Consider the following 2,618-nt stretch of genomic DNA (forward strand, 5'->3'; position numbering starts at 1 on the left):
AATTTTTTATTTTAAAAGTTGCATTTAGTTTTGGGTAATACCTTATGTAATTGTATTTTTGCCGTCCTTTAATAATTAGGAGAGGTGCCTGAGAGGCCGAAAGGAACGGTTTGCTAAATCGTCGTACGGGTTAAACTGTACCGTGGGTTCGAATCCCACCCTCTCCGCAAAAAAAGTTCTTATAAAAGTTTTTGATTGTTAGGGTGTTCCCAATAAACCCCAACAAATATTTTTAGTTTGCAATGTAGCCTAACCCGGTATATTTCATCCCGCTGTAAGGCGGGAAGCTAGCAGGTTCAAATCTTGCTCTCACATAAAACTAAAAAATATTTTTTCGTTCGGGATGTAGCGTAGCCCGGTTATCGCGCCTGGTTTGGGACCAGGAGGTCGCAAGTTCGAATCTTGCCATCCCGACACTTTTACATGAACCCTGCCTCTGGCGGGGTTTTTTGTTTTTTACTTTTATAAATTACGAATAATGATTTGCTATGTTTATTTTTTGTACAGTACCCAACGGGGAAAATTTTATGCAGGTGTATCCAAAGATGTTGATGATAGATTACGGCGACACAATAATGGAGAAAGTTTAAGCACAAAAAGTGGAAGGCCATGGAAATTGTTACATAAAATAGTATGCGAAAATAAATCTGCTGCAATGCTTTTAGAGACAAAAAATTAAAAAAAGCTGTATCAGCCGTAATCTTATTGATAATAACATAAATATTACGCCGGGTTTGTAGCGTCCCGCTTTAAGGCGGGAAGGTCGTCACGCTCTAAGCGTGACCATCCCGACACTTTTTCATGAACTCTGCCTCTGGCGTTTTTTTTCTTTTTTACTTCAGCAGCTTTTTTATCTTCATTTTATATGCACCGAAATCAAATGCTTTTTAAAAATATTCTGTTTTTGAATATTAGTTGAAATGCATTTCATGTTTGTGTGAATTTTCTTTTATTTTTTCTTCTTTATCTTTTTTGATATTAATTCAGCTTAATCCATTTATTTTCTTTAATTTTTGATAAAATAAATGTGATTATGAAATATCCTCCGCTAAAAAACTATATCAGTGGCAAATTTGTCGCTGCATCTTCCACTAAAACTATGGAAGTAATTTCTCCCATTGATGGAAATTTGTTATCTGCAGTTCCAATGTCTTCTGCAAAAGATTTAGATGATGCAGTGAAAGCTGCCAAAGCCGCATTTCCTGCCTGGAGCAAAACACCCATAAAAGAACGGGTGCAGGTTTTTTTTCGTTACAAAACTTTACTGGAAAAAAATTTAAAAGAGCTTGCAGAATTATGCAGTGAAGAAAATGGAAAAACATACAGTGAGTCGGTAGCAGAAATAGAAAAAAGTATTGAGCTCACAGAGTTTGCATGTTCGTTGCCACAATTAGTAACTGGCGAAGTGCTTGAAGTAAGCAGGGGTGTGGAATGCAGAACTGAACATGTGGCACTGGGTGTTGTTGCATCTATTGTTCCGTTTAATTTTCCCAGCATGGTGCCCAACTGGACGTTGCCCAATGCAATTGCGCTGGGCAATTGTATGATCATGAAGCCATCAGAAAAAGTACCATTGAGTTGTGGCAGGCTGGCAGAACTTTTAAAAGAAGCCGGCTTACCCGATGGCGTTTTTAACATTGTACATGGCAATGATGAAATTGTAAATGCCATCTGCGATCATCCGGGTATTGAAGCTGTTTCATTTGTGGGTTCTACAAAAGTCGCAAAAATTGTTTATCAAAGAGCTACATCAAATTATAAAAGATGTTTGGCATTGGGCGGTGCAAAAAATCATTTAATGGTTTTGCCCGATGCCATTCCTGGAATGACAGCACAAAATGTTGCCGCCAGTATGAGCGGCTGTGCAGGTCAGCGTTGTATGGCAGCCAGCGCCATGATTGGTGTGGGTAATGTAGATGCCATCATTGATAAAATTTGTGAAGAAGCCAGAAAAATTATTCCCGGTGAAAATTTAGGTGCTGTAATAAATAAAGCATCGCAGGAACGCATTGAAAAATTTATTGGCGAAGCAGAAAGAGATGGCGCAAAAATTTTAGTAGATGGCCGCAATACAAAAGTAAAAGGAAAAGAAAACGGTACGTACGTTGGCCCTACTGTAATAGATTTTGTTACACCCCAAATGAGCGTGGCTACAGAAGAAATTTTTGGCCCTGTAATTTCCATCATGCGAACCAATACGGTTGATGAAGCCCTGGCTATTGAAAATGCAAATCCTTATGGCAATGCCGCCAGTGTGTTTACACAAAATGGTGCCATGGCCCGTTACATCATTGATAAGGCTAGTGCCGGAATGATTGGTGTTAACGTTGGTGTGCCCGTACCCCGTGAGCCTTTTAGTTTTGGCGGCTGGAACGAAAGTAAATTTGGTGTGGGTGATATTACCGGAAAAAGTTCGATTGAATTTTGGACAAAGCTGAAGAAGAGTACGGTGAAATGGAATGCAGAGGCGGGAGTGAATTGGATGAGTTGAGCCCCTGACCCCTGAAGGGGAACTTAGATTGTTACAGTAATCAATTACTCAATATTAATTTCAATGGAAAGAAAGATATCAAATTTAGTTTTATTAATTTTTATACTTCCTATTTTTTCCTGCGGAC

The 2,618-nt window shown here is 38.9% G+C and carries 2 protein-coding genes and 2 tRNA genes; all 4 read left to right on the top strand.

What is annotated here, in order from left to right; translation table 11 throughout:
* Positions 1-78: 78 nt before the first annotated feature.
* Positions 79-167 (top strand) — tRNA-Ser (locus ACY65O_RS13895).
* 172 nt (positions 168-339) lie between these two features.
* Positions 340-414, top strand: a tRNA-Pro gene (locus ACY65O_RS13900).
* A 64-nt stretch (positions 415-478) separates the two neighbouring features.
* Positions 479-679, top strand: a complete 201-nt coding sequence (locus ACY65O_RS13905) for a GIY-YIG nuclease family protein (protein ID WP_462221460.1) — start codon at positions 479-481, stop codon at positions 677-679.
* Positions 680-1,033: 354 nt separating this feature from the next.
* Positions 1,034-2,491: a CoA-acylating methylmalonate-semialdehyde dehydrogenase gene (locus ACY65O_RS13910; protein ID WP_462221461.1), complete on the top strand. Its 1,458-nt coding sequence runs from the start codon at positions 1,034-1,036 to the stop codon at positions 2,489-2,491.
* Positions 2,492-2,618 lie beyond the last annotated feature (127 nt).

Source organism: Ferruginibacter sp. (assembly GCF_031430955.1).
Classification (GTDB): Bacteria; Bacteroidota; Bacteroidia; order Chitinophagales; family Chitinophagaceae; genus Ferruginibacter.